Source organism: Pseudomonas sp. p99-361 (genome assembly GCF_003935475.1).
Taxonomy (GTDB): Bacteria; Pseudomonadota; Gammaproteobacteria; order Pseudomonadales; family Pseudomonadaceae; genus Aquipseudomonas; species Aquipseudomonas juntendi.
Window position 1 is genome coordinate 1 of sequence record NZ_RHQO01000050.1, and the last position, 24272, is coordinate 24272.

Below are 24272 nucleotides of genomic sequence, written 5' to 3' on the forward strand. Positions count from 1 at the left end.
TCGCGATTGCGCCGCGCGGGCGGCGCTCGCTCTAACAGGCGCTGCCATACCTTGTGGCAAACACCTGTCAGCCCTAATGCGATCCCTGTGGAGCTGGCTTGCCTGCGATGGGGCGCGAAGCGACCCTGGTTTTACAGGTGTGGCTGGCGCAGTGCCCGGGCCTTGAGGTACTCACGCACTTCCACGGCATCCCCGGCAAACTCGATGCGCTCGGCCTTGGCTGCCCGCTGGTAGGCATACATCGGGTCGTAGTACTCGTTCAGCAAACCCTCGATCCAGCCCCGGTGCAGGTCCACCGCGCCGCTGCGCTGCTGTTCTTCCAGGGCCTGGCGCAGAACTTCCGATAGCCGTTGGTAGCGTTCGCCACCCAGGCGCTTGTGGATGTTGGCCATGCTCTGCAGCATGCGCTCGGCAAACAGGCGGCGACCGTCTTCCTCGCCATGCACGGCCATAAACTCGGCACTCAGGTTGATCACATAGTCGCGAAGAATGCGTTCCACGCGGTTAGCGAAGCTGTCCTCCAGCCACACCAGCGGATACCGCTGCATGCCTTGGTATAGCTCCAGCGGCAACGTGCAACTGCCGACAATACGGCCTTCATCTTCCAGCACGAACTGCTCGACCCCTCGGGCACGCTTCTTCAGCACATCGATGGCCAACTGGTTCTCGAAATCGATCTGCGCCGGCTGCGCCGTGGCGCGCTTGCCGAAGCTGGAGCCGCGGTGATTGGCGTGGCCTTCCAGGTCGAGCACGTTGTCCAGTTGCTGCAGCACATCGGTCTTGCCGGTGCCGGTCAGGCCGCCGACCAGCACGAAATCGCATTGGGCCACCGCCTGCTGGGTCGTCCCCAGCAGAAAGTTACGCATGGCCTTGTAGCCACCTTTGACGCGTGGGTACTGGATGCCCGCTTCATCGCGCAGCCAGCCCTGCACGATCTGCGAGCGCAGGCCGCCCCGGAAGCAGTACAGGTAGCCCTCGGGATGCGCCTGGGTAAAGGCTACCCAGGCTTGCAGGCGGGCCTGCTTGGTAGCACCGCTGACCAACTGGTGGCCCAGCGCGATGGCGGCGGCCTGGCCCTGTTGCTTGAAGCAAGTGCCGACCTTCTGCCGCTCCTGGTCGTTCATCAGCGGCAGGTTGACCACGCCAGGGAAGGCGCCTTTGGCGAATTCGACCGGCGCGCGCATGTCCATCATCGGCACGTCGGCGAGGAACAGCTGGCGAAAATCGGTGCAGTCGGGGCGCATCAGATCACCTCGACCGCGTGGCTCTGTCGCTCGACCAGCTTGCCGATCGGCGCCAGTTGCAGGCCCAGTTCGGCGGCCACCGCCAGGAACTCTGCTTCACCTTGCGGGGTAACTGCCACCAGCAGGCCACCGCTGGTTTGCGGGTCGCACAGCAGGTGCTTCTGGTCGTCGCTGAGCGTACCGATCTTGTGCCCGTAGCTGTCGTAGTTGCGCAGGGTGCCGCCGGGGATGCAACCCTCGGCCAGATAGTGGTCGACACTGGGCAGGCGCGGTACAGCGGCGTAGTCCAGGTGCGCGGTAAGGCCGCTGCCTTCTGCCAGTTCGACCAGGTGGCCGAGCAGGCCGAAGCCGGTGACGTCGGTCATGGCCTTGACCCCGTCCAGCTTGCCAAAGCGGCGGCCGGGGGTATTGAGGGTGCACATCCAGTCACGGGCCAGGCCTTGGTCCTGCGCGCGCAGCTTGGCCTTTTTCTCGGCAGTGGTGAGGATGCCGATGCCCAGTGGCTTGGTCAGGTACAGCTGGCAGCCGGCGCTAGCGGTGTCGTTGCGCTTGAGGTGGCGCTTGCTGACCACGCCGGTGACAGCCAGGCCGAAGATGGGCTCGGGAGCGTCGATGGAGTGGCCGCCGGCCAGTGGAATACCGGCTTCAGCGCACACGGCACGGCCACCGCGGATGACTTCGCGGGCGACTTCCGGTGGCAGCACGTTGACTGGCCAGCCCAGGATGGCGATGGCCATCAGCGGGTCGCCGCCCATGGCGTAGATGTCGCTGATGGCGTTGGTGGCGGCGATTCGACCGAAGTCATAGGGGTCATCGACGATCGGCATGAAGAAGTCGGTGGTCGAAACCACGCCACGTTCGTCATCCAGTGCGTATACCGCGGCATCATCGCGTGAGGCGTTGCCGACCCACAGTTTCGGGTCCAGGGCCTGGGTGCCACTTTCAGCGAGGATCACGTCCAGCACCTTGGGGGAAATCTTGCAGCCACAGCCGGCACCGTGGCTGTACTGGGTCAGGCGAATCGGCTCGCGCATACGTACCTCAGCAGGTCAATTTGTTGCGCGATTGTAGCAAAGCTGGCCTTTGCGCCTGTGCCTCTTATAATTCCTTGGGCCAGCTTCAAGCTTCAAGCTTCAAGCAAAAGCAAAAGCCACATGCAGGCTGCTTTTGCTTGCAGCTTGCAGCTTGCGACTTGCGACTTGCAGCCGCTTTTCCCCGCCATTGAACCGGAGAACCCCCCATGCTCAAACGCCCCCTGGCGCTCGCCGCTGGCCTTGTGCTGTCCTGCTGTGCCGTTGTCGTGCAGGCCGCTGAAACCTTGCGGGTCAGCGCCATCCCAGATGAAGCACCCACCGAACTGCAGCGCAAGTTCAAGCCGTTGGGCGAGTACCTGGCCAAGCAGTTGGGCATGGAAGTGAAGTTCGTGCCGGTGGCCGATTACCCGGCTGTGGTCGAGTCGCTGGCTTCCGACCGCCTCGACCTGGCCTGGCTGGGTGGGTTCACCTTCGTCCAGGTTCACCTGAAGGACCCGACCGTCACGCCGTTGGTGCAGCGTGAGCAGGATGCGCAGTTCACCTCCAAGTTCATCACCGCCGACCCCAACGTGAAAAGCCTGGCCGACCTGAAGGGCAAGTCGTTTGCCTTCGGCTCCATCTCGTCCACGTCGGGGAGCCTGATGCCGCGCTATTTCATGCTCAAGCAAGACAACATCAAGCCTGAGGACTACTTCAGCCGTGTGGCCTATTCCGGTGCCCATGACGCCACCGTGGCGTGGGTGCAGGCGGGCAAGGTCGACGCAGGTGTGCTCAATGCCAGCGTCTGGCAGAAGCTGGTGGACGCCGGCAAGGTCGATACCAGCAAGGTGAAGGTGTTCGCCACCACACCGACCTATTTCGACTACAACTGGACCGTGCGCGGCAACATGGACCCGGCGCTGAAAGAGAAGATCAAACAGGCCTTCCTCGCCCTCGACCCGGCCAACCCGGCGGACAAGGCGATTCTCGACCTGCAGGCCGCCAGCCGCTTCATCGAGACCAAGGCCGAGAACTATGTGGGCACCGAGCAAGCGGCGCGTGAGGCCGGCCTGCTCAAGTGACAGCCTCGAACGCGGCCATCCAGCTGCATGGCGCCGGCCTGCGCCACGGTCAGGTGCGCGCTCTCGATGCCGTCAGCCTGCAGATCGACCAGGGCGAGCGCGTGGCCATCATCGGGCCTTCGGGCGCGGGCAAGTCCAGCTTGCTGCACCTGATGGCCACGGCCGTGCGGCCTGGCAGCGGGCGCCTGGAACTGCTCGGCGAGCAGCCCTGGGCGTTGTCGGTGCGGGCGCGTCAACGCTTACGTGCGCGGGTCGGCCTGGTACACCAGGCGCCACCCTTGCCGCCGCGCCAACGGGTGGTCACGGCAGTGCTGGCAGGGCGCCTGGGGCAGTGGGGGCTGCTGCGCGGCTTGTTCAACCTGCTGTACCCCAGCGATGTCGCAGGCGCTCGGCAGGTTCTGGCTGAACTGGGCCTGGCCGACAAGCTGTTCGTGCAATGCGGGCAACTGTCCGGCGGGCAGTTGCAACGGGTCGGCATCGCGCGCGCGTTGTATCAACGGCCGCAGGTACTGCTCACCGACGAACCCGTGTCGGCCATGGACCCGGTGCTGGCCGACCACAGCCTGGCTTTGCTCAACCGCCATGCCCAGCGCCATGGCGTTACCCTGGTGGCCAGCCTGCATGCGGTGGAGCTGGCGCTGGCGCATTTCCCTCGGGTGGTCGGTATTCGCGAGGGGCAGGTGGCGTTCGACTGCCCGGCCACTGCGGTCACCAGGCAGATGCTGGATGCGTTGTACGCCAACGAACACCTGGCTTCGCCGCCAACCCCTGGGGCACCCCTGACCGTGCAGATTCCGCGATGCTGACTGCCAGCACCCGCGACCCGGCCTTATTGCCGCGGTTGCTGCTGGCCGTGCTGGCTGTGGCAGTCTTGTGGCCGGGTATCCAGTTGAGCGAGCTGAACCCCGGTGTACTGCTGCAGGCAGAGAACCGGCAGCAGATCGCCCAGTTCACCCGCGCGTTCTGGCCACCGGCCCACGATGCCGATTTCCTTGCGTTGCTGTACGACGCCACGTTGCAGACCCTGGCCGTGGCGACTGCCGGCATGGCGCTGGCATTGCTGCTGGCAATCCCGGCTGGCTTGCTGGCCAGCCGGGCGTTGTCGTTGCGCGCTGCATCCAGGGGCGGACGGGCCGGGTTAGGGTCACGGGTGGTACGCCTGCCTGTGCGCGGGGTGCTGATTTTCCTGCGCAGCGTGCCCGAGATAGTCTGGGCGTTGCTGTTCGTGCGTGCGGTAGGGTTGGGGCCGACGGCAGGGGTACTGGCCATTGCCATTACCTACAGCGGCATGCTCGGCAAGGTCTATGCCGAGATTTTCGAATCGGTCGACCAGCGCCCGGCACATGCCTTGTTGCAGGCGGGCAGCGGGCGCTTGGCGGCGTTCCTCTACGGCATCCTGCCCAATGCCGCCGCCGAGGTGGTGTCGTACACCGTGTACCGCTGGGAATGCGCGGTACGGGCTTCGGTGGTGATGGGCTTTGTTGGCGCCGGGGGGCTGGGGCAGCAGATCGATCTGTCGATGCGCATGTTTGCGGGTGCCGAGGTTGCCAGCATGCTGCTGACCTTCCTGTTGCTGGTGATCCTGGCCGACCTGCTCAGCCGCTTGCTGCGTTGGAGGTTGGCATGAACCGGGTGATCAACCTGCTCCTGCTGGGGGCCATCGTGGCGGCGGTAGCGGCCTCGTTTGCCTACCTGCAGCTGGACTTGCAAGCACTGGTCGGCAATGGCGGCCTGGGGCAGATGGGCGAGTACGCCGGGCGCTTCCTGCACCCTGACTGGTCTGCCGGGCACCTGAAGGCGGTATGGCACGGGGCGCTGGAGACCCTGGCCATGTCCGGGCTGGGCACCCTGTTGGCGATGATATTGGGGCTGCTGCTGGCGCTGCCGGCGGCGGGCCGCTTCGGTTGGCCGTTGCAGGGCGCTGCGCGGTTGCTGCTCAATGCCCTGCGCGCCATTCCGGAGCTAGTGTGGGCGGCGCTCACCGTGCTGGCCGCCGGGCTTGGGCCCAATGCCGGCACCCTGGCCCTGGCGCTGCACACTGCCGGGGTACTGGGGCGGTTGTTCGCCGAGGCGCTGGAGAACGCGCCGCCAGAGCCTGCGGCGGCGATCCGTTTGCAGGGGGGTAGCCAGGTGGCGGCCTTCTGCTTTGGCACCTTGCCCAATGTGTGGCCGCAGTTGCTGGCGTATAGCTTGTACCGCTGGGAGAACAACATTCGCATGGCCAGCGTGCTGGGGTTTGTCGGGGCGGGGGGGCTGGGGCAGATGCTGTACACCACCTTGAGCCTGTTCCAGGAAGCCCAGGCCAGCACGGTGATCCTTGGCATGCTGGTGCTGGTGTTGCTGGTGGACATGCTCAGTGATGTGTTGCGCCAGCGTTATGTGCGGGCCTGACCGATAGCCAGGGCCGCAAGGCAGCCCGAAAATCCATCAGGCTCCCACCACCTCGCCACACTGCGCCTCGCGCTGCATCGATTCCAGGTTGCGCTCGATCGTCTCGCAAATGGTGTCCATCTGGATCTGGTGCTCACTGAACCTGAACGGGCTCTGCAAGTCGGTACCGATCCGCTCGATGGCCAGCAACATGAACCCCACCACCGTCGACGCCAGCGGTGTGAACCAGCCCAGCGACTCCACCAGCCCCACCGGCACGATCAGGCAGAACAAGGTGATGAACAGGCGCGGAAAATACACGTAAGGGTACGGCAGCGGCGTATTGGCAATCCGCTCCATGCCGCCCTGGGCATTGGACAGGTCCACCAAGGTTGCCTCCAGCCGCGCCAGGCGAATGCTGTCCAGCCGCCCGGCCTGGTATTCCCGGGCCAGCAGGGCCGCCGAGCCGCTGAGGATGTCGTTGGCGAAGTTGTTCGAGCGGTTGCGCCGTTCGAACTCCGCCGGCGGGATAAAAGCCATCAGTTCCTCCGGGCAGGGTTCACCTTTGAGGTGTGCCGCCAGGCAGTTCACATAGGCGACATGCCGGCGCAGCAGGGTGGCCTTGACCGGGTTCAGGCCGTCGTCCGTGTCATCGATCAGGGTCAGCGTCTGCCGGGCAAAACTGCGCGAGCTGTTCACCAGCGCGCCCCATAACGTGCGTGCTTCCCACCAGCGGTTGTAGGCACTGCTGTTGCGAAAGCTCACCAGCACCACCAGCGCAGAACCCAACAGGGTCAATGGGATCAGCGGCAAGGTGAACTTGCTGTTGAAGAACAGCATGAAGTCGATGGTGACCAGCACATCCCAGATCAGCAGCCAGAACAGCGACCAGCCGATGTAGCCGATGGTCTTCACCACCAGGCGGTACTTGCGGGCGATGACGTCTTTCACGCGGGGCTACCTCGGAACGCGGGGGATGCAGGATGGGACGTCGAGGGGCGCCGAAGGTTCGCCATCCTTGAGCGGGTGTATCCATAAGGATACGATTGGGTGGCCACTTGATGATGCCGAATGGTGTGAAGCCCAGCTGTGGATATAGCAGCAGGCCGGCGGTGTCGTGATTGAAGCATGGCACTCGGGCCTCCCGAGCGCAGGCTCAAATCCCGCGCAGGCCCTGTAGTAGCGGGTTTACCCGCGAAGAGGCCATCAGCCTCACATCATAGGCCGCTTTCCACCCAGCACCGCGCCCCGATTCACGGCTTGGCGGCCACCGCCACGTAGCCTTTGACCGCAGCCGGCGCCCTCGGCTTGGCCTTGCGTGCCAGCAGGTACTGATAGCGCCGCCACTCCTTGTCGATCTCGTTGAACGACATGAACACGCTGATGCGTTCCTTGCCGATCAGGTCGGGGCGCCTGCCAGCGTCGATCTCGCTGGTCGGGATGATGGCCACGTTGATGCCTACGACCTTGCCATCGTCTGCAAACACCGGCCCACCCGACATGCCTTTGGTGATCGGGCCATCGTGTACCGAGTAGAAGACACTGCCAGGCGTACCTTCCAGCCGAACCAGCGACGGCAGGGCATGGCCCTTGCCTTGCATCGGCATCATCAAGCTGTTGTAGCCGACCGCCGTCACGGCCTCGCCCGGCACGTACTGGCGCCAGGCCGGTACCGTCGCAGCCTTGTGCTTGAAGAACACCACATCACCGAGGCCTTCGTGAACCACGTTGGGCAGGAAGGGGGTGTGTTTGGCGGTTACTGCGTAATCCTCATTCCACTGGATGGCGCTGGCCATCAGCAGCATTGGCAGCGGAGCACCGGAGGTGACCACGAATGCCTGGCTGTAGACGGGATCGGAAACGTACGACGTTGGCACTCCATTGCACCCACCCAGCAGCATCATTGCTGCCACACAGGGCGCTATAGCTTTCATGGTTCACACAGGATTGAGGGGAAGGGTGCGCAACTATGGCTAAGTGCCATTATTCGGACAATCCTTTCGTGATATATCCGACGAATGACAGCTTAAGTGCTAATCAGAAGGGTAGCCAATAGAATCGGGGTATCGGGGTGAAGCCCGGCGCCGTGGCGGTGGCGTCAAGACGAGAGGTAGTTTTGCGAGGCGAAAAAAAACCGACCATACGGTCGGTTTTTTCCGGATTTTGGTGCCCCGAGGGAGACTCGAACTCCCACTCCTTTCGAAAACGGATTTTGAATCCGCCGCGTCTACCAATTCCGCCATCAGGGCGTGTGGCGCGCAGTATAGAGAGCTGCCGCTGGTCGGTCAATCGGCTTTCATGGTCAATTTTCACACATTGGGCTAAACTTCCCGGCCCTGCCGAACCGAACATCATCATGCGCGTCGCCGATTTTTCCTTCGAACTCCCCGATTCCCTGATCGCCCGCCACCCACTGGCCGAGCGCCATGGCAGCCGTCTGCTGGTCCTCGATGGGCCGAGCGGCGTGCTGGCACACCGGCAATTTCCCGATTTGCTCGAGTACCTGCGCCCCGGCGACCTGATGGTGTTCAATAACACCCGGGTCATCCCGGCCCGCTTGTTCGGCCAGAAAGCGTCTGGCGGCAAGCTGGAAGTGCTGGTCGAACGCGTGCTCGACAGCCACCGGGTGCTGGCTCACGTAAGGGCCAGCAAGGCGCCGAAAGAGGGCGCGGTCATCCTCATCGATGGCGGTGGCGAGGCCGAAATGGTCGCCCGCCACGACACACTGTTCGAGCTGCGCTTCACCGAAGAGGTGCTGCCACTGCTCGACCGCGTCGGCCACATGCCGTTGCCGCCCTATATCGACCGCCCCGACGAGGGCGCCGACCGTGAGCGCTACCAGACCGTCTACGCCGAGCGTGCCGGTGCAGTGGCCGCGCCCACCGCCGGCCTGCACTTCGATGAAGCGCTGCTGGAAAAAATTGCCGCCAAGGGCGTGGAGCGCGCCTTCGTCACCCTGCACGTGGGCGCCGGCACGTTCCAGCCGGTGCGTGTCGACAAGATCGAAGACCACCATATGCACAAAGAGTGGCTCGAAGTGAGCCAGGACGTGGTCGATGCCATCACGGCCTGTCGCGCTCGCGGTGGCCGGGTGATCGCCGTGGGCACCACCAGCGTGCGTTCGCTGGAAAGTGCCGCGCGCGACGGCGTGCTCAAGGCGTTCAGCGGCGACACCGATATTTTCATCTACCCGGGTCGGCCGTTCCATGTGGTCGACGCGCTGGTCACCAACTTCCACCTGCCGGAGTCCACGCTGCTGATGCTGGTCTCGGCCTTCGCCGGCTACCCCGAGACCATGGCCGCCTACGCCGCGGCGGTGGAGCAGGGGTACCGCTTCTTCAGTTACGGTGATGCCATGTTCATCACCCGCAATCCGGCGCCACGCGGCCCCGAGGATCAAGCATGAGTCGCACCTGTCGAATGTCCTTCGAACTGCTGGCCACCGACGGCAAGGCCCGTCGCGGTCGCATCACTTTCCCTCGTGGCACCGTGGAAACCCCGGCGTTCATGCCGGTGGGCACCTATGGCACGGTCAAGGGCATGCTGCCACGCGATATCGAGGCCATTGGCGCCGAGATGATCCTCGGCAATACCTTCCACCTGTGGCTGCGCCCCGGCACCGAGGTGATCAAGAAGCACAACGGCCTGCACGATTTCATGCAGTGGAAGGGCCCGATCCTCACCGACTCCGGTGGTTTCCAGGTGTTCAGCCTGGGCGCCATGCGCAAGATCAAGGAAGAGGGTGTGACCTTCGCCTCGCCGGTCGATGGCTCCAAGGTGTTCATGGGCCCGGAAGAGTCGATGCAGGTCCAGCGTGACCTGGGGTCGGACGTGGTGATGATCTTCGACGAGTGCACCCCGTACCCGGCCGAGCACGATGTCGCGCGCACCTCCATGGAGCTGTCGCTGCGCTGGGCCCAGCGCTCGAAGAACGCCCACGCCGACAACACCGCCGCGCTGTTCGGCATTGTTCAGGGTGGCATGTACCAGGACCTGCGCATGCGCTCGCTCGAAGGCCTGGAAAACATCGGCTTCGATGGCCTGGCCATTGGTGGCCTGTCGGTTGGCGAGCCCAAGCACGAAATGATCAAGGTGCTGGATTACCTGCCTGACCAGATGCCGGCTGACAAACCTCGTTACCTTATGGGGGTAGGCAAACCGGAAGATCTCGTTGAGGGTGTGCGCCGCGGCGTCGACATGTTCGACTGCGTGATGCCAACGCGCAACGCGCGCAACGGGCATCTGTTTGTCGATACAGGGGTGATCAAGATCCGCAATGCGTTCCATCGCCACGATGAATCGCCGCTGGATCCGACCTGTGACTGCTACACCTGCACCAACTTCTCGCGCGCCTATCTGCACCATTTGGACAAGTGCGGCGAAATGCTGAGCAGCATGCTGAATACCATCCACAACTTGCGCCATTACCAGCGCTTGATGGCCGGTTTACGCGAGGCCATTCATCAGGGTAAATTGGCCGCCTTTGTCGACGCCTTCTACGCCAAGCGCGGGCTTCCGGTTCCGCCCTTGGACTGACTGTCTGCATCCATTATTAGAAAATTACATTAGGAGTGCCCAATGAGCTTCTTGATCCCCGCCGCATACGCGGACGCTGCAGCACCTGCCGCCGGCCCAGCCGGTACCGGCTTCGAGTGGATTTTCCTGGTCGGTTTCCTGGTCATCTTCTACCTGATGATCTGGCGCCCACAGGCCAAGCGTGCCAAAGAGCAGAAGAACCTGCTGAGCAACTTGCAAAAAGGTGACGAAGTTGTCACCAACGGCGGTATCGCCGGCAAGATCGTCAAGGTTTCCGATGACTTCGTGGTACTGGAAGTGTCCGACACTGTCGAACTGAAGTTCCAGAAGGGCGCCATTGCTGCGACCCTGCCAAAAGGTACGCTCAAGGCTATCTGAGTTACCGGTTTTATTTTCCAGTCGGGGCGCGCAACGCGCCCCGCGTCTTGAACGGGCGGCGTGATGCTGAACAAATACCCTCTGTGGAAATATGCACTGATCGTGCTGGTACTGGTGGTCGGTTTCATTTATTCCGCACCCAACCTTTACCCGGACGACCCGGCGGTGCAGATCAGTGGTGCCAGCTCGGCGCTGCAGGTGAACCAGGCCGACCTCGACCGCGTCAGCAAGGCTTTGGTCGATGCCAAGATCGCAGTCAAGGGCGCCAGCCTGGGCGAGAAGGGCAGCGGGCTGATCCGCCTGACCAACCAGGAAGACCAGCTGCCGGCCAAGGATGTGGTGCGCAAGGCGCTGGGCGATGATTACGTCGTGGCCCTGAACCTGGCCCAGACGACTCCGCAATGGCTGCGCAACCTGGGTGCAAGCCCGATGAAGCTGGGCCTGGACCTGTCCGGTGGTGTGCACTTCCTGCTGGAAGTGGACATGGACAAGGCCATGAGCGCCCGCATGAAAGTCTACGAAGGCGAGGTCAAGACCTTGCTGCGTAAAGAGCGTGTGCGCTACCGCAGCCTGCCTCAGCAGGATGGTGGCATCATGCTGGGCTTTGCTGACGATGCAACCCGCGAACAGGCGCGTGCCCTGATCCGCAAGAATTTCAATGATTTCGACCTGACCACCACCGAGCGCAACGACCTTGCGGTGCTGCGCCTGGCGCTGACCCAGGCGAAGGTCGCCGAAATCCGCGAATACTCGATCAAGCAGAACCTCACCACCGTGCGCAACCGCGTCAACGAGCTGGGCGTGGCCGAGCCGCTGGTACAGCGTCAGGGCGCCAACCGCATCGTGGTCGAGTTGCCAGGTGTGCAGGACACTGCCGAAGCCAAACGTATCCTGGGTAAAACCGCCAACCTCGAGTTCCGTTTCGGTGCCGAACCGGGTGCGTCCAAGGCCACTACCGAGGTGTTCGAGTTTCGCGAAGGCGGCCGGTCCGCTGCGGTCGAGCGCGGGCTGATCATTACCGGTGACCAGGTTACCGACGCCCAGGCAAGCTTCGATGAACACGGCCGCCCACAGGTGAACATTCGCCTGGATGGCCACGGTGGCGAGCTGATGAGCCGCGCTACCCGCAGCAACGTTGGCCGCAGCATGGCGGTGATCTTCATCGAGCAGAAGCCGGTTACCCGCTACGTCAAGCAAACCGTCGACGGCGTCGAGAAAGACGTGGCCGTGCAAAGCTTCGTCGAAGAGAAGAAAATCATCAGCCTGGCCACCATCCAGTCGCCGCTGGGTAGCCAGTTCCGCATCACCGGCCTGAACGGCCAGGGCGAATCGTCCGAGCTGGCGCTGTTGCTGCGTGCCGGTGGTCTGGCTGCACCGATGTACTTCGCAGAAGAACGTACCATTGGCCCAAGCCTGGGTGCCGACAACATCACCAAAGGTATCGATGCATCGCTGTGGGGCATGCTGTTCGTTTCGCTGTTCATCATCGCCATCTACCGTGGTTTTGGCGTGATCGCCACCATCGCCCTGGCGGGCAACATGGTGCTGCTGCTGGCACTGATGTCGCTGCTGGGGGCCACCCTGACCCTGCCAGGCATTGCCGGTATCGTGTTGACCATGGGTATGGCGGTAGACGCCAACGTGCTGATCTTCTCGCGCATACGCGAAGAGCTGAAGGCCGGCATGTCGGTGCAGCGCGCCATCCACGAAGGTTTCAACCGCGCCTATACCGCGATCATCGACGCCAACCTGACCAGCCTGCTGGTCGGCGGCATCCTGTTCGCCATGGGTACCGGCCCGGTCAAGGGCTTTGCGGTCACCATGTCCCTCGGGATTTTCACCTCGATGTTCACCGCCGTCATGGTGACCCGCGCAATGGTCAACCTGACCTGTGGCGGGCGTGACATCAAGAAGCTGTGGGTTTGAGGGAGCTGCGATGAAAACCATCAACTTCATGGGCGTGCGCAATGTCGCGTTCGCCATTACCGTGCTCCTCACCGTGCTGGCGCTGTTCAGCTGGTGGCAGAAAGGCCTGAACTTCGGCCTGGACTTCACCGGTGGTACGCTGATCGAGCTGACCTACGAGCGCCCGGCAGACCTCAAGGCGGTACGCGCCGAGCTGGTCGACTCCGGTTTCCACGAGGCCGTGGTGCAAAGCTTTGGTGCTACCACCGACCTGTTGGTGCGTATGCCGGGTGACGACCCGCAACTGGGCAACAAGGTAGCTGCCGCACTGCAGAAGGCGGGCGGCGACAACCCGGCCACGCTCAAGCGAGTCGAGTTCGTTGGCCCTCAGGTGGGTGAAGAGCTGCGCGACCAGGGTGGCATGGGCATGCTGCTGGCGCTGGGCGGCATCCTCATCTACCTGGCCTTCCGCTTCCAGTGGAAGTTCGCGGTGGGGGCGATCATCTCGCTGATTCACGACGTGGTGGTCACACTGGGTATCCTGTCGTTCTTCCAGATCACCTTCGACCTGACGGTGTTGGCGGCAGTGCTGGCGATCATTGGCTACTCGCTGAACGACACCATCGTCGTGTTCGACCGGGTGCGGGAAAACTTCCGCGTCATGCGCAAGGCTTCGTTGATCGAGAACATCAACGTGTCCACCACCCAGACCTTGCTGCGTACCATCGCCACCTCGGTTTCGACCTTGCTGGCCATCGCGGCGCTGTTGTTCTTTGGCGGTGACAACCTGTTCGGCTTCTCGCTGGCCTTGTTCATCGGGGTGATGGCAGGTACCTACTCGTCGATCTACATCGCCAACGTGGTATTGATCTGGCTGAACCTGAACAGTGAAGACCTGATCCCGCCGACCAAGGCAGAAGGCGTGGACGATCGTCCGTAGCGGCTAGCCCAACACCGCCTGGCGGTGCAAAAGGCGCGAGTATTGAACTCGCGCCTTTTTTTTTGCTCCAAGGCTGGGATAAGCGCGGGTTGCGACCCGCTGGTACGATCAGGAGGTTGACGTGAATAAATCAATGCTGGTGGGTGCGGTACTGGGTGCTGTCGGTGTGACTGCCGGAGGTGCTGTCGCGACCTACAGCTTGGTCAACAAGGGGCCTGAATATGCCCAGGTCACCGACGTGCAGCCGATCAAGCAACAGGTGAAAACCCCGCGTGAAGTGTGCAAGGACGTTGCCGTAACGCGCCAGGCGCCGGTCAAGGACCAGCACCAGATCGCCGGTACCGTGGTAGGCGCCCTGGCGGGGGGCTTGCTCGGCAACCAGATCGGTGGCGGCACAGGCAAGAAGATCGCCACCGTTGCCGGTGCGGTCGGTGGTGGTTATGCCGGTAACAAGGTGCAGGAAGGCATGCAGCAGCGTGACACCTACACCACCACGCAAACCCGCTGCAATACGGTCAATGACATCAGTGAGAAGGTGGTGGGGTACAACGTGACCTATTCCATCGGTGACCAGGTCGGTAAGGTGAAAATGGACCGTGAGCCTGGGTCGACCATTCCGCTGGACAAGAATGGCAAGTTGGTCCTGAGCGAGGCCGGGCAGTAAGTTTGAATGCGGTCCGCTCTTTTTTGGGGGAGCGGCCTTGTGTCGCGAAAGGGGCGCGCAGCGGCCCCAGGGTCTATGACCCATCAGAGATCGTCGGGGCTGCCTTGCAGCCCTTTCGCGACACAAGGCCGCTCCCACAAAAAGCGGATTGTGGACGGCTTCGGCAGGCACAAAAAAGCACCCCGAGGGGTGCTTTTTGTTTGCCAGCAATCCGCGCTTAGCGCTTCAGGCTTTCTGGCAGGTGTGGCTGGATAGCGGTCAGCACGGCCTTGAAGCACTTGATGTTGCCCGCAACGATGTGGCCTTTGTCGAGGAAGTCGTGGCCACCGTTGAAGTCGCTAACCAAGCCACCGGCTTCCTGAATCAGCAGCACGCCGGCGGCCATGTCCCACTCGGACAGCCCCGATTCCCAGAAGGCGTCGAAGCGGCCGGCAGCAACGTAGGCCAGGTCTAGGCTGGCAGCGCCGGCGCGGCGGATGCCGGCAGTCTGGCCGGTCAAGGCGCGGAACATGCCCAGGTAGTTGTCGAGGTCGGCCATCTGGCTGTCGCGGAACGGGAAGCCGGTACCCAGCAGGGCGCCTTCCAGGCTGGTGCGCGAGCTGACACGCAGGCGGCGGCCATTGAGTTGGGCGCCACGGCCACGGCTGGCGGTGAATTCTTCCTGGCGAACCGGGTCGACGATCACGGCGTGCTTAAGGCGGCCACGGTATTTGCAGGCAATGCTGACAGCGAAGTGCGGGATGCCACGCAGGAAGTTGGTGGTGCCGTCCAGCGGGTCGATGATCCACAGGTAATCCTTGCCCTCTTCACCGGTGCCGGCGTGCAGGCCGGTTTCTTCACCCTGGATGGAGTGGTTCGGGTAGGCCTTGCGCAGGGCGTTGACGATGGTCTGCTCGGCGGCGCGATCGACTTCGGAAACGTAGTCCTTGGCCTCTTTCTCATCGACCTTGATGCTATCCAGGCGTTCGATGGAGCGGAAAATCAGTTCACTGGCGCTGCGAGCGGCGCGCAGGGCGATATTCAGCATAGGCTGCATGGGCGGGTCACCTGGAGATGTTAAAGAAGAAAGCCGATCATTCTAGCAGAAAACTGTGGCGGCAGAAGGGGCACATTTGCTTTCGTGGCGTTACGTCTGTCGGTTCTGTAAGATCCAAGCCCCTGATTCCTGCATCTGTGAGCACAACACCTTGCTGCAAAATATTCGTGTTGTTCTGGTCAATACCAGCCACCCCGGCAACATCGGCGGCGCTGCGCGTGCCATGAAAAACATGGGCTTGTCGCGCCTGGTGCTGGTGCAGCCGAAAGAGTTCCCCGCCGTGGATGCCAGTGCCCGCGCCTCTGGTGCCGACGACGTGCTGGGCAATGCCCAGGTGGTCGACAGCCTCGAACAGGCCCTGGTCGGCTGTAACCTGGTGATGGGCACCAGCGCCCGCGAGCGCAGCATTCCCTGGCCGTTGATCGGCCCGCGTGAATGTGGCGAAAAGGCGGTGGTGCATGCCAGCGGTGGCGAAGAAATCGCCCTGGTGTTCGGGCGCGAACACGCCGGCCTGACCAACGAAGAACTGCAGCGATGTCACTTCCACGTGCACATTCCCTCCAACCCCGACTTCAGCTCGCTGAACCTGGCTGCCGCCGTGCAAGTGCTCGCCTATGAGGTGCGCATGGCCTGGTTGGCCGCCGGTGTGGCACCGGCCCAGGTCGAGAAGGTGGATGCCAGCGAGCTGGCGACCATGGACGAAATGGAGCTGTTCTACGACCACCTGGAGAAAACCCTGGTGGGCATCGGCTTCCTCGACCCTGCAAAGCCCAAGCACCTGATGCCGCGCCTGCGCCGGCTGTACGGGCGGGTGGCGGTCGAGCGTTCGGAGATGAGCATTTTGCGCGGCATCCTCACCGAGACCCAGAAAGTGGTCCGGGGCGAGCCGCATAAACGGAAGGACTGAAAGATGTTTGAACGCCTGCGTGAAGATATTCAAAGCGTATTCCACCGTGACCCGGCTGCGCGCAATGCCTTCGAGGTGCTCACCTGCTACCCGGGCATGCATGCCATCTGGCTGCATCGCCTGGGTAATGCCTTGTGGCGGCGCGACTTCAAGTGGCTGGCGCGTCTGGTCTCGAACTTCGGCCGCTGGCTCACCGGTATCGAGATTCACCCGGGTGCCACCATCGGCCGGCGTTTCTTCATCGACCACGGCATGGGCATCGTCATCGGCGAAACCGCCGAAATCGGCGATGACGTCACCCTGTACCAGGGCGTTACGCTGGGCGGCACCAGCTGGAACAAGGGCAAGCGCCACCCCACCCTGGAAAACGGCGTGGTGGTAGGGGCGGGGGCCAAGGTGCTGGGCCCGTTCACCGTGGGTGCGGGGGCCAAGATCGGCTCCAATGCGGTGGTGACCAAGGCGGTCCCGGCCGGTGCCACGGCAGTGGGCATCCCCGGGCGCATCATCGTCAAGCGCGAAGACAGCGAAGTGGAGGCCAAGCGCAAGGCCATGGCCGAGAAGATCGGCTTCGACGCCTACGGTGTGAGTGGCGACATGCCTGACCCGGTGGCGCGCGCCATTGGCCAGATGCTCGACCACCTGCAGGCCGTCGACGAGCGGCTGGAGGGTATGTGCGGCGCGTTGACGAAAATGGGCAGTGACTACTGCGCCAAAGAGCTGCCGGCCCTGCCTGAAGATGACTTCACCGAAGCGGCCCAGGCCGTCAGGCGCGACACTCAGCCGCATTGATTGCGCCGCGGCGCACCGAGGTAGACATACGGGGCGTGTGCTCACGCCCCTCGTCTGCTACAATCGCGCCGCCTCCCAGATGCAAACCCGACTAAAGCAGTAGGTCTAATAGTTGACTTAAATGCTCGGGAATCGCATACTTGCACACATCCCGAAACTCCCGTGGTACCCAATAGCCATGCGACTGACTACCAAAGGCCGATACGCCGTGACTGCCATGCTCGACCTGGCGTTGCACGCGCAGCATGGGCCGGTGTCTTTGGCCGATATTTCCGAGCGCCAGGGCATTTCCCTCTCTTATCTGGAGCAGCTGTTCGCCAAGCTGCGCCGTAGCAGCCTGGTTTCCAGTGTGCGCGGCCCAGGTGGCGGCTATCAGCTGTCGCGCGGTATGGAAACCATCCAGGTGGCACAGGTCATCGACGCGGTCAACGAATCGGTCGATGCCACCCGTTGCCAGGGCCTCGGGGACTGCCATGCCGGTGATACCTGCCTGACCCACCACCTGTGGTGCGACCTCAGCCAGCAGATCCATGAATTCCTCAGCGGCATCAGCCTGGCCGACCTTGTCATGCGCCGTGAGGTGCAGGAAGTCGCCCAGCGCCAGGACTTGCGTCGTGTCGCAGGCCGAACCGCCCAGCTGGACAAGATTGAGACGTCTGCCGTCGATTGACCCTTAGCCACGACGAGCGACGCCACCGCCTGATAGGAGAGACAAATGAAGTTGCCGATCTACCTCGATTACTCCGCGACCACGCCGGTTGACCCACGCGTCGCCCAGAAAATGGCCGAATGCCTGCTGGTTGACGGGAACTTCGGTAACCCGGCTTCGCGCTCCCACGTGTTCGGCTGGAAGGCCGAAGAAGCGGTCGAGAACGGCCGTCGCCAGGTTGCCGAGCTGATCAACGCCGACCCGCGCGAGATCGTCTGGACCAGCGGTGCCACCGAGTCCGACAACCTCGCCCTCAAAGGCGTGGCGCACTTCTATCAGACCAAGGGCAAGCACATCATCACCTCCAAGATTGAGCACAAGGCGGTACTGGATACCGCTCGCCAGCTGGAGCGTGAAGGTTTCGAAGTCACCTACCTGGAGCCAGGCGAAGACGGTATCGTCACCCCGGCCATGGTCGAGGCCGTGCTGCGTGACGACACTATTCTGGTGTCGCTGATGCACGTGAACAACGAAGTCGGCTCGATCAACGACATCGCCGCCATCGGTGAGCTGACCCGTGCGCGTGGCGTGCTGTTCCATGTCGATGCCGCCCAGTCGGCCGGCAAGGTGGAAATCGACGTGCAGAAGCTGAAGGTCGACCTGATGTCGTTCTCGGCGCACAAAGCCTACGGCCCGAAAGGCATCGGCGCGCTGTACGTCAGCCGCAAGCCGCGTGTGCGTCTGGAAGCCATCATCCACGGTGGTGGTCATGAGCGCGGCATGCGTTCGGGCACCCTGCCGACCCACCAGATCGTCGGCATGGGCGAAGCATTCGCCATCGCCAAGCAGGAAATGGCCGCCGAAAACGTACGCATCAAGGCCCTGAGCGACCGCTTCTTCAAGCAGGTCTCCAGCCTTGAAGAGCTGTACGTCAACGGTAGCCAGACTGCCCGCGTACCGCACAACCTGAACCTGAGCTTCAACTACGTCGAAGGCGAATCGCTGCTGATGTCGCTGAAGGACATCGCCGTATCGTCCGGTTCGGCGTGCACCTCCGCATCGCTCGAGCCGTCGTACGTACTGCGCGCTCTGGGCCGCAACGACGAGCTGGCGCACAGCTCGATCCGCTTCTCCTTCGGCCGCTTCACCACCGAAGAAGAAGTCGACTACGCCGCGCAGAAAGTCTGCGAGGCCGTCAACAAACTGCGTGAACTGTCGCCGCTGTGGGATATGTACAAAGACGGCGTTGACATCTCCAAGATCGAGTGGGCCGCCCACTAAGCAGTCGCCGGCAAGAGCGGCTCCCTGATGAGGAAGGAATTGCACCATGGCATACAGTGAAAAGGTCATCGACCACTACGAAAACCCACGCAACGTCGGCAAGATGAATGCCGAAGACCCGGATGTCGGTACCGGCATGGTCGGCGCCCCTGCGTGTGGCGACGTGATGCGTCTGCAAATCAAGGTCAACGAACAGGGCGTGATCGAAGACGCCAAGTTCAAGACCTACGGTTGCGGCTCGGCCATCGCTTCCAGCTCCCTCGCTACCGAGTGGATGAAGGGCAAGACCCTGGACGAAGCCGAAACCATCAAGAACACCCAGCTGGCAGAAGAACTGGCGTTGCCGCCGGTCAAGATCCACTGCTCGGTACTCGCCGAAGATGCCATCAAGGCAGCTGTGCGCGATTACAAGCAGAAGAAAGGCTTGATCTAAGCCGCCTGTTGCGAGGTAAGGAGTCCTGATGGCTATCAGCATGACAGAAGCCGCCGCCAACCACATTCGCCGCTCCCTCGATGGGCGCGGCAAAGGTGAGGGCATTCGCCTGGGCGTGCGCACCACCGGTTGCTCGGGCCTGGCCTACGTGCTGGAGTTCGTTGACGAACTGGCCGACGAAGACCAGGTGTTCGAAAACCACGGCGTCAAGGTGATCATCGATCCCAAGAGCCTGGTGTACCTCGACGGTACCGAGCTGGACTTCGTCAAGGAAGGGTTGAACGAAGGCTTCAAGTTCAACAACCCCAACGTGCGCGGTGAGTGTGGCTGCGGCGAAAGCTTCAACGTTTGAGGTCGGCTGTGGGTACTCCTTGTCACTACGCATTGTTTGACCTCCAGCCAAGCTTCCGCCTGGATCTCGACAAGCTGGCCACTCGCTACCGCGAGCTGGCCCGCGAAGTCCATCCCGACCGTTTTGCCGACGCCTCCGAGCGGGAGCAGCGGGTCGCGCTGGAAAAGTCCGCAGCCCTCAACGACGCCTACCAGACGCTGCGCAGTGCGCCGCGTCGTGCCCGCTATCTGCTGGCCATCAGCGGTCACGAAGTGCCCCAGGAAGTCACGGTCCACGACCCGGACTTTCTGTTGCAGCAGATGCAGTGGCGCGAAGAGCTGGAAGAGCTGCAGGACGAAGCCGACCTGGACGGCGTAGCGGCATTCAAGAAGCGCTTGAAGGCCGCCCAGGACTCGCTGAACGAGGATTTCGCTGCCTGCTGGGATGTTCCCTCCGAGCGCGACAAGGCTGAGCGCCTGATGCGCCGCATGCAGTTCCTCGACAAGCTCGCCCAAGAAGTGCGCCAACTGGAAGAGCGCCTCGACGATTAACCCGGTGTCGCCCGTGATGGCACCTAAGGTACTCAGATAAGCATGGCCCTACTGCAGATTGCCGAACCCGGTCAAACCCCTCAACCGCACCAGCGTCGCCTGGCGGTCGGCATTGACCTGGGTACCACCAACTCCATGGTCGCCGCATTGCGCAGCGGCCGCAGCGAGCCCCTGCCCGATGTGCAGGGTAACGTCATTCTGCCGTCCGCGGTACGCTACCTCGACGGGCGTATCGAGGTGGGGCAGGCCGCGCGTGAGGCCGCTTCCAGCGACCCGCTGAACACCGTGCTGTCGGTCAAGCGCCTGATGGGGCGCGGCGTTGCCGACGTCAAGCAGTTGGGCGAGCAACTGCCTTACCGCTTTGTTGGCGGTGAGTCGCACATGCCGTTCATCGATACCGTGCAGGGCCCGAAAAGCCCGGTGGAAGTGTCCGCCGACATCCTCAAGGTGCTGCGTGAGCGGGCCGAAGCGACCCTGGGTGGCGAGCTGGTAGGCGCGGTGATCACCGTGCCAGCCTATTTCGACGACGCTCAGCGCCAGGCGACCAAAGACGCTGCACGCCTGGCAGGCCTGAACGTGCTGCGCCTGCTCAATGAGCCGACCGCCGCTGCCGTGGCCTACGGCCTGGACCAGAACGCCGAAGGCGTGGTGGCCATCTATGACCTGGGCGGCGGTACCTTTGACATTTCCATCCTGCGCCTGACTGCCGGTGTGTTCGAAGTGCTGGCCACCGGCGGCGATACCGCCCTTGGCGGCGACGATTTCGACCATGCCATCGCCGGCTGGATCATCGAGCAGGCCGGTCTTTCCTCCGACCTGGACCCGGCCACCCAGCGCGCACTGCTGCAGACTGCCTGCGCTGCCAAAGAGGCCCTGACTGACGCCGACGTGGTCACTGTCAGCCATGGTGCCTGGCAAGGTGAGCTGAGCCGTGTTGCCTTCGACGCCATGATCGAGCCGATGATCGCCCGCAGCCTCAAGGCTTGCCGCCGCGCGGTGCGCGACAGCGGCGTTGAAATGGACGAAGTCAGCGCCGTGGTCATGGTCGGTGGCTCCACCCGCGTGCCGCGTGTGCGCGATGCGGTGGGTGCGCTGTTTGGCCGTACGCCGCTGACCTCGATCGACCCGGACCAGGTGGTGGCCATCGGCGCCGCGATTCAGGCCGACACCCTGGCCGGCAACCGCCGCGAAGGTGGCGAACTGCTGCTGCTCGATGTCATTCCGCTGTCGCTTGGCCTCGAAACCATGGGCGGGCTGATGGAGAAGGTGATCCCGCGCAACACCACCATTCCGGTGGCGCGTGCCCAGGAGTTCACTACTTACAAAGACGGCCAGACGGCCATGATGATCCACGTGCTGCAAGGCGAGCGTGAGCTGATCAGCGACTGCCGCTCGCTGGCGCGTTTCGAGCTGCGTGGCATTCCGGCCATGGTCGCCGGCTCGGCAAAAATCCGCGTCACTTTCCAGGTGGATGCCGACGGCCTGCTCAGCGTTGCCGCGCGCGAGCTGGGTTCGGGCGTGGAAGCCAGCATCCAGGTCAAGCCGTCCTACGGCCTGACCGACGGCGAAATCGCCCGCATGCTCAAGGACTCGTTCGAACACGCCGGTTCCGACAAGCATGCCCGCCAGTTGCGCGAGCACCAAGTGGACGCCGAGCGCCTGCTCGAAGCGGTACAGGGCGCCCTGGACGCCGATGGCGAACGCTTGCTCAGCAGTGACGAGCGCGACGCCATCGAGTTCCAGATGCAAGAACTACGTGATTTGCTGGCGGGCACCGATGGCGCAGCCATCGAGCAACAGACCAAGCGTCTGTCGCAGGTGACCGACGCATTTGCCGCCCGTCGCCTTGATTCGACGGTCAAAGCCGCACTGGCCGGGCGCAACCTGAATGAGATCGAGGAGTAATCGATGCCGCTGGTAACCTTCCTGCCGCATGAGAAGTTCTGCCCTGAAGGCCTGACCGTGGATGTGCCAGCCGGGACCAACATCCTGGAGCTGGCCCACGACCATCACATCGAGATGGAAAGCGCCTGTGGCGGGGTAAAGGCTTGCACCACCTGCCACTGTATTGTTCGCAAAGGTTTCGATTCGCTCGAAGAAGCCGACGAGCTGGAAGAGGACATGCTGGACAAGGCCTGGGGCCTGGAGGCGCAGTCGCGCCTGGGTTGCCAGGTGGTGGTCGCCGACCAGGACCTGACCATCGAGATCCCCAAGTATTCGCTGAACCACGCTGCCGAAGCACCGCACTGAGGGCCTGTACATGAGTCTGAAATGGGTTGATGTACTTGAAATCGCCATCCAGCTTGCAGAAAGCAAGCCGGAAGTCGATCCTAAATATGTGAATTTCGTCGACCTGCACCGCTGGGTGCTGGCATTGCCAGAGTTCAGCGACGATCCGTCACGCGGCGGTGAGAAAGTGCTTGAGGCAATTCAGGCCGCCTGGATTGACGAAGCCGACTAAGCGTAGCGTGCAGGTTAGGCAATCCCCTCGAACCCGCGTATAATTCGCGGGTTTAATTTTTCGTAACACTCATATTCTGGAGTTTTCCATGGCTGTTCAACGTACTTTCTCGATCATCAAGCCTGACGCCGTTGCCAAAAACGTCATCGGCAAGATCACCACCCGTTTCGAAGAAGCCGGCCTGAAAATCGTTGCCTCGAAAATCAAGCAACTGTCCAAAGCCGAAGCCGAAGGCTTCTACGCTGAGCACAGCGAGCGCGGCTTCTTCGGTGACCTGGTTGCCTTCATGACTTCCGGTCCGGTTGTTGTTCAGGTCCTGGAAGGTGAAAACGCCATCGCCAAGAACCGTGAGCTGATGGGCGCTACCAACCCTAAAGAAGCTGCTCCTGGCACCATCCGCGCCGACTTCGCCGAGTCCATCGACGCCAACGCCGTTCACGGTTCGGACTCCGAAGCTGCTGCTGCTCGCGAAATCGCTTACTTCTTCGCTGCTACCGAGGTAACCACTCGCTAAGCGAAAGCTTACGGGTGAGGGTGAATCCATGACGACATCTACTGGCAAAATCAACCTGTTGGGCCTGACCCAGCCGGAAATGGAACAATTCTTCGACTCTATCGGGGAGAAGCGCTTCCGCGCCGGCCAGGTGATGAAATGGATTCACCATTTTGGCGTGTCCGATTTTGCGGCCATGACCAACGTTGGCAAGGCCTTGCGCGAGAAGCTCGAGGCCGTTGCCGAGATTCGCCCCCCGGAAGTGGTCAGTGAAGACATTTCCGCCGACGGCACCCGCAAGTGGGTGATCCGCGTTGCCTCCGGCAGCTGCGTCGAAACCGTCTACATTCCTACCGACGACCGCGGCACCCTGTGCGTATCGTCGCAAGCCGGCTGTGCCCTGGACTGCAGCTTCTGCTCCACCGGCAAGCAAGGCTTCAACAGCAACCTCACCGCCGCCGAAGTGATCGGCCAGGTGTGGCTTGCCAACAAATCCTTCGGGACCGTCCCTGCCAAAATCGACCGCGCCATTACCAACGTGGTGATGATGGGCATGGGCGAGCCTCTGCTGAACTTCGACAACGTCATCGCCGCCATGAAAATCATGATGGATGACCTGGGCTACGGCATTTCCAAGCGTCGCGTCACCTTGTCCACCTCGGGCGTGGTGCCAATGATCGACGAACTGGCCAAGCACATCGACGTGTCGCTGGCACTGTCGCTGCACGCCCCTAACGACGAGCTGCGCAACAAGCTGGTGCCGATCAACAAGAAGTACCCGCTGAAAATGCTGCTGGAATCGTGCATGGGCTACATGGCCACCCTGGGTGGCAAGCGCGTGCTGACCATCGAGTACACCCTGCTCAAGGACGTCAACGACCAGCCAGAGCATGCCGCGCAAATGATCGAGCTGCTGCGCGACGTGCCGTGCAAGATCAACCTGATCCCGTTCAACCCGTTCCCGCATTCGGGCTATGAGCGGCCTAGCAACAATGCCATTCGTCGTTTCCAGGACCTGCTGCACCACGGTGGTTTCAACGTGACCACCCGTACTACCCGTGGCGACGACATCGACGCTGCCTGCGGTCAGTTGGTGGGGCAGGTCAACGACCGCACGCGCCGCAGTGAGCGCTATATTGCTGTGCGCCAACTGTCTGCGGATGTCGAGCTGCAAGACAGCGCCGCCAGCCACTGACCGGGACCATGCCC

27 protein-coding genes, 1 tRNA gene and 1 pseudogene are annotated in these 24272 nt (G+C 62.6%); 22 read left to right on the plus strand and 7 right to left on the minus strand.

Translation table 11 applies throughout. From position 1 onward, the window contains the following. Nucleotides 1-131 precede the first annotated feature (131 nt). Together mnmH and selD are read right to left on the minus strand one after the other, a co-directional pair. Nucleotides 132-1244, minus strand: a complete 1113-nt coding sequence (gene mnmH, locus EGJ22_RS19075; protein ID WP_125920347.1) for a tRNA 2-selenouridine(34) synthase MnmH — start codon at nucleotides 1242-1244, stop codon at nucleotides 132-134. Next, nucleotides 1244-2278 (minus strand): selenide, water dikinase SelD, encoded by a 1035-nt coding sequence (gene selD / locus EGJ22_RS19080; RefSeq protein WP_009682058.1) that lies wholly within the window; start codon nucleotides 2276-2278, stop codon nucleotides 1244-1246. The genes mnmH and selD overlap by 1 nt, the downstream gene beginning before the upstream one ends. Before the next feature lie 206 nt (nucleotides 2279-2484). On the opposite strand from selD, the gene EGJ22_RS19085 reads away from it, so the two are divergent. Genes EGJ22_RS19085 through phnE form a run of 4 tightly spaced genes read left to right on the plus strand, consistent with a single transcriptional unit; the run spans nucleotide 2485 to nucleotide 5730 of the window. Then, a complete protein-coding gene (locus tag EGJ22_RS19085) occupies nucleotides 2485-3339 on the plus strand; it encodes a putative selenate ABC transporter substrate-binding protein (protein ID WP_009682057.1) in 855 nt (284 codons plus the stop codon). Next, the gene (locus EGJ22_RS19090; protein ID WP_009682056.1) at nucleotides 3336-4145 is read left to right on the plus strand and encodes a phosphonate ABC transporter ATP-binding protein; all 810 of its coding nucleotides are present in this window, start codon (nucleotides 3336-3338) and stop codon (nucleotides 4143-4145) included. Before EGJ22_RS19085 ends, EGJ22_RS19090 begins: the two co-directional genes overlap by 4 nt. Beyond that, the gene (locus EGJ22_RS19095) at nucleotides 4139-4966 is read left to right on the plus strand and encodes an ABC transporter permease (protein WP_009682055.1); all 828 of its coding nucleotides are present in this window, start codon (nucleotides 4139-4141) and stop codon (nucleotides 4964-4966) included. Before EGJ22_RS19090 ends, EGJ22_RS19095 begins: the two co-directional genes overlap by 7 nt. Continuing rightward, nucleotides 4963-5730, plus strand: a complete 768-nt coding sequence (phnE, locus tag EGJ22_RS19100) for a phosphonate ABC transporter, permease protein PhnE (RefSeq protein WP_009682054.1) — start codon at nucleotides 4963-4965, stop codon at nucleotides 5728-5730. Before EGJ22_RS19095 ends, phnE begins: the two co-directional genes overlap by 4 nt. Nucleotides 5731-5766: 36 nt before the next feature. On the opposite strand, the gene EGJ22_RS19105 is transcribed toward phnE, so the two are convergent. The 4 genes and pseudogenes from EGJ22_RS19105 to EGJ22_RS19120 all read right to left on the minus strand — a co-directional run bounded on the left by EGJ22_RS19105 (nucleotide 5767) and on the right by EGJ22_RS19120 (nucleotide 7958). Continuing rightward, entirely contained in the window at nucleotides 5767-6660 is an 894-nt protein-coding gene (locus EGJ22_RS19105) for a bestrophin family protein (RefSeq protein WP_047150158.1), read from the minus strand. 82 nt (nucleotides 6661-6742) lie between these two features. Continuing rightward, nucleotides 6743-6859 (minus strand): annotated as a pseudogene (locus tag EGJ22_RS26585) (GNAT family N-acetyltransferase); the annotation flags it as partial. A gap of 103 nt (nucleotides 6860-6962) precedes the next feature. After that, nucleotides 6963-7610: a trypsin-like peptidase domain-containing protein gene (locus tag EGJ22_RS19115; protein WP_033690164.1), complete on the minus strand. Its 648-nt coding sequence runs from the start codon at nucleotides 7608-7610 to the stop codon at nucleotides 6963-6965. A 263-nt stretch (nucleotides 7611-7873) separates the two neighbouring features. Then, nucleotides 7874-7958 (minus strand) — tRNA-Leu (locus tag EGJ22_RS19120). A gap of 107 nt (nucleotides 7959-8065) precedes the next feature. Between EGJ22_RS19120 and queA the strand changes: the two genes are divergently transcribed. The 6 genes from queA (at nucleotide 8066) to EGJ22_RS19150 (ending at nucleotide 14132) form a co-directional block, all read left to right on the plus strand. Beyond that, nucleotides 8066-9115 (plus strand): tRNA preQ1(34) S-adenosylmethionine ribosyltransferase-isomerase QueA, encoded by a 1050-nt coding sequence (gene queA, locus EGJ22_RS19125; RefSeq protein ID WP_009682050.1) that lies wholly within the window; start codon nucleotides 8066-8068, stop codon nucleotides 9113-9115. A 14-nt stretch (nucleotides 9116-9129) separates the two neighbouring features. Then, entirely contained in the window at nucleotides 9130-10245 is a 1116-nt protein-coding gene (gene tgt / locus EGJ22_RS19130) for a tRNA guanosine(34) transglycosylase Tgt (protein ID WP_009682049.1), read from the plus strand. A 42-nt stretch (nucleotides 10246-10287) separates the two neighbouring features. Further along, nucleotides 10288-10623 (plus strand): preprotein translocase subunit YajC, encoded by a 336-nt coding sequence (gene yajC, locus EGJ22_RS19135; RefSeq protein WP_008092587.1) that lies wholly within the window; start codon nucleotides 10288-10290, stop codon nucleotides 10621-10623. Between the two features lie 63 nt (nucleotides 10624-10686). Further along, entirely contained in the window at nucleotides 10687-12549 is a 1863-nt protein-coding gene (gene secD, locus EGJ22_RS19140; RefSeq protein WP_047150159.1) for a protein translocase subunit SecD, read from the plus strand. Between the two features lie 10 nt (nucleotides 12550-12559). Further along, nucleotides 12560-13468 (plus strand): protein translocase subunit SecF, encoded by a 909-nt coding sequence (gene secF, locus EGJ22_RS19145; RefSeq protein ID WP_009682047.1) that lies wholly within the window; start codon nucleotides 12560-12562, stop codon nucleotides 13466-13468. A gap of 121 nt (nucleotides 13469-13589) precedes the next feature. After that, entirely contained in the window at nucleotides 13590-14132 is a 543-nt protein-coding gene (locus EGJ22_RS19150; protein WP_033690163.1) for a glycine zipper 2TM domain-containing protein, read from the plus strand. 217 nt (nucleotides 14133-14349) lie between these two features. Here the strand turns inward: EGJ22_RS19150 and suhB are convergent, their stop codons facing one another. Continuing rightward, nucleotides 14350-15168 (minus strand): inositol-phosphate phosphatase, encoded by an 819-nt coding sequence (suhB, locus tag EGJ22_RS19155; protein WP_125920348.1) that lies wholly within the window; start codon nucleotides 15166-15168, stop codon nucleotides 14350-14352. A 151-nt stretch (nucleotides 15169-15319) separates the two neighbouring features. On the opposite strand from suhB, the gene trmJ reads away from it, so the two are divergent. The 12 genes from trmJ (at nucleotide 15320) to rlmN (ending at nucleotide 24258) form a co-directional block, all read left to right on the plus strand. Beyond that, nucleotides 15320-16075, plus strand: coding sequence for a tRNA (cytosine(32)/uridine(32)-2'-O)-methyltransferase TrmJ (gene trmJ, locus EGJ22_RS19160; protein ID WP_009682044.1), 756 nt, complete (start codon nucleotides 15320-15322; stop codon nucleotides 16073-16075). A 3-nt stretch (nucleotides 16076-16078) separates the two neighbouring features. Further along, complete coding sequence (gene cysE, locus EGJ22_RS19165) at nucleotides 16079-16864, plus strand: serine O-acetyltransferase (protein WP_009682043.1); 786 nt, start codon at nucleotides 16079-16081, stop codon at nucleotides 16862-16864. Between the two features lie 178 nt (nucleotides 16865-17042). Continuing rightward, entirely contained in the window at nucleotides 17043-17534 is a 492-nt protein-coding gene (gene iscR, locus EGJ22_RS19170; RefSeq protein WP_008092572.1) for a Fe-S cluster assembly transcriptional regulator IscR, read from the plus strand. Between the two features lie 45 nt (nucleotides 17535-17579). Next, on the plus strand, nucleotides 17580-18794 hold the full coding sequence (locus EGJ22_RS19175; protein ID WP_009682042.1) for an IscS subfamily cysteine desulfurase: 1215 nt from the start codon (nucleotides 17580-17582) through the stop codon (nucleotides 18792-18794). Between the two features lie 46 nt (nucleotides 18795-18840). After that, nucleotides 18841-19227, plus strand: coding sequence for a Fe-S cluster assembly scaffold IscU (gene iscU, locus EGJ22_RS19180; RefSeq protein WP_003248539.1), 387 nt, complete (start codon nucleotides 18841-18843; stop codon nucleotides 19225-19227). Nucleotides 19228-19255: 28 nt separating this feature from the next. Then, nucleotides 19256-19579: an iron-sulfur cluster assembly protein IscA gene (gene iscA / locus EGJ22_RS19185; RefSeq protein WP_003248536.1), complete on the plus strand. Its 324-nt coding sequence runs from the start codon at nucleotides 19256-19258 to the stop codon at nucleotides 19577-19579. 8 nt (nucleotides 19580-19587) lie between these two features. Continuing rightward, nucleotides 19588-20109, plus strand: a complete 522-nt coding sequence (gene hscB / locus EGJ22_RS19190) for a co-chaperone HscB (protein WP_009682041.1) — start codon at nucleotides 19588-19590, stop codon at nucleotides 20107-20109. 42 nt (nucleotides 20110-20151) lie between these two features. Then, nucleotides 20152-22014 carry a Fe-S protein assembly chaperone HscA gene (gene hscA, locus EGJ22_RS19195; protein WP_009682040.1) on the plus strand — a complete coding sequence of 621 codons (1863 nt, stop codon included), beginning with the start codon at nucleotides 20152-20154 and terminating at the stop codon, nucleotides 22012-22014. A gap of 3 nt (nucleotides 22015-22017) precedes the next feature. Then, complete coding sequence (gene fdx / locus EGJ22_RS19200) at nucleotides 22018-22359, plus strand: ISC system 2Fe-2S type ferredoxin (RefSeq protein ID WP_023533300.1); 342 nt, start codon at nucleotides 22018-22020, stop codon at nucleotides 22357-22359. 10 nt (nucleotides 22360-22369) lie between these two features. After that, nucleotides 22370-22570, plus strand: a complete 201-nt coding sequence (gene iscX, locus EGJ22_RS19205; RefSeq protein WP_009682037.1) for a Fe-S cluster assembly protein IscX — start codon at nucleotides 22370-22372, stop codon at nucleotides 22568-22570. An 88-nt stretch (nucleotides 22571-22658) separates the two neighbouring features. Beyond that, nucleotides 22659-23084: a nucleoside-diphosphate kinase gene (gene ndk, locus EGJ22_RS19210; RefSeq protein WP_009682036.1), complete on the plus strand. Its 426-nt coding sequence runs from the start codon at nucleotides 22659-22661 to the stop codon at nucleotides 23082-23084. 28 nt (nucleotides 23085-23112) lie between these two features. Beyond that, complete coding sequence (gene rlmN, locus EGJ22_RS19215) at nucleotides 23113-24258, plus strand: 23S rRNA (adenine(2503)-C(2))-methyltransferase RlmN (RefSeq protein WP_009682035.1); 1146 nt, start codon at nucleotides 23113-23115, stop codon at nucleotides 24256-24258. Nucleotides 24259-24272: the final 14 nt, after the last annotated feature.